Here is a 1,578-nt window from a genome sequence, read left to right as displayed (position 1 = left end):
GGGTCGATGCTGTTGAAAAACTCCGCCGGTCAAGCCGCTGGGTACCCGGCGTTCGCTTCTTAGCGGCCGGGGTCGAGAGGATCAGAAGCCGAGGCCCCGGGCCTCAGCCCGTCACCTTGCTCAGGCGGCCGCTGCCGCAGTCAGTCGAGCCATGCGGCGCAGGTTTTGAGCGATGGCGGCAAGATGGAACTCGTCGCCGGCGCCCGTCAGACCTCGCAGGCGCATGCGCTCGAACCGCAGGGTGGTCTTGAGATGAGCGAATAGCATCTCGACCTTCTTGCGCTCGTTGCGCGAGGTCGCGAACTGCGGTGTTCCAGCTAACTGACGCGCCTGATCACGCGCCTCTTCATGGACACTGCGCAAGACGTTGCGGGATGCCATGTTCGGGCAGCACTGCGCCTTGAGTTCGCATGGTTGGCAGTCCTTCTGCGAGGCGCGGTACTTGCGGATGCTGTCATGAGCGCTGTCGGTGCGCGCCACCGCGTAGTTGCGCCGGAACTGCTTCAGAGTCTTGCCCGCCGGACAGGTGTACTGATCCAGATCCGCATCGAAGCTGAAATCGGAGCGGCCAAAGGTGCCATCGTCTCGGCTGCCCTTGTCCCAGACCGGAATGTGCGGCTCGATCTCCTGGCCAACAAGCCAGTCCAGGAACTTACCCGTTCCGTAGGCGGTGTCGGCCGCGAGCCTCTTCGGCTTGAGACCAAACCGCGCCTGAGTGCGCTCGAGCATGGTGGCGGTGGAGCGCACCTCATCGAAGGTCCGTGCTGGCGTCGGCTCAACATCGACAATGATGGCATGCTCGTTGTCGATCAGGTAGTTCAGCCCATAGCCGAACTGGACCCGCTTGTTGGCCTTGGCCGTCCATGCAGAGGCCGGATCGGAGGGTGAGATCACCTTCGGGGCCTTGCGGCCGGCCTCGAGCTCCTCGGCGCCGTCGAGAGCCTCAAGATACTCGCGCACGGCTCGGCTTGGCCGTTCGACAGTATTCCAGTCGATCTTCTCCGGCTCGAGGCCATGATAACGACTGGCATCGGCTTCGATGACGCTTGCGTCGACGGCAAAGCCCTCGCCTTTGATCAATCCGGTGGCCAGGCAGAGGCCGACCACGCGCTCGAACACCAGGCGCAGCAGATCGCTGTCGCGAAAGCGTCCGTGCCGGTTCTTGGAGAAGGTCGAATGATCCGGCACCGCGTCGTCCAGATCGAGCCGGCAGAACCAGCGGTAGGCGAGATGGAGCGAGACCTCCTCGCACAGCTTGCGCTCCGAGCGGATGCCGTAGCAGTAGCCGACGATTAGCATGCGCATCATCAGCTTGGGATCAACTGAGGGGCGGCCCGTGTGGCTGTAGAAGGCTGCGATCTCGCGATGGATGCCAGCCAGCGCCTGGGTGACGAAGACGTCGATCCTGCGCAGGAGATGGCCGGTGGGCACGCGATCGTCCAAGTGAAAGGAATAGAAGAACTGCGCTTGGTCGTTCCGCTGACGCCCCATCATCGCTGCGTCTCCCCGCAAATCCTAACGAGAACGGAATCATACCCCTCGCGCCGACACAACCGAGTTCTTCAACAGCATCGGTCA

General features: G+C 62.9%; 1 protein-coding gene. It reads right to left on the bottom strand.

What is annotated here, in order from left to right:
* Positions 1-120: 120 nt before the first annotated feature.
* Positions 121-1,494 (bottom strand): IS1182 family transposase, encoded by a 1,374-nt coding sequence (locus E4K09_RS23710; protein ID WP_134500156.1) that lies wholly within the window; start codon positions 1,492-1,494, stop codon positions 121-123.
* Positions 1,495-1,578: the final 84 nt, after the last annotated feature.

Source organism: Microvirga pakistanensis, from assembly GCF_004458765.1.
Lineage (GTDB): Bacteria > Pseudomonadota > Alphaproteobacteria > Rhizobiales > Beijerinckiaceae > Microvirga > Microvirga pakistanensis.
Note: the sequence above shows the minus strand (reverse complement) of the source record. Positions and strands in the feature narration are given on the sequence as shown.

Excerpts from the sequence above, each read along its gene's own strand:
- E4K09_RS23710 (WP_134500156.1), bottom strand. The coding sequence starts at position 1,494 with ATGATGGGGCGTCAGCGGAACGACCAAGCGCAGTTCTTCTATTCCTTT.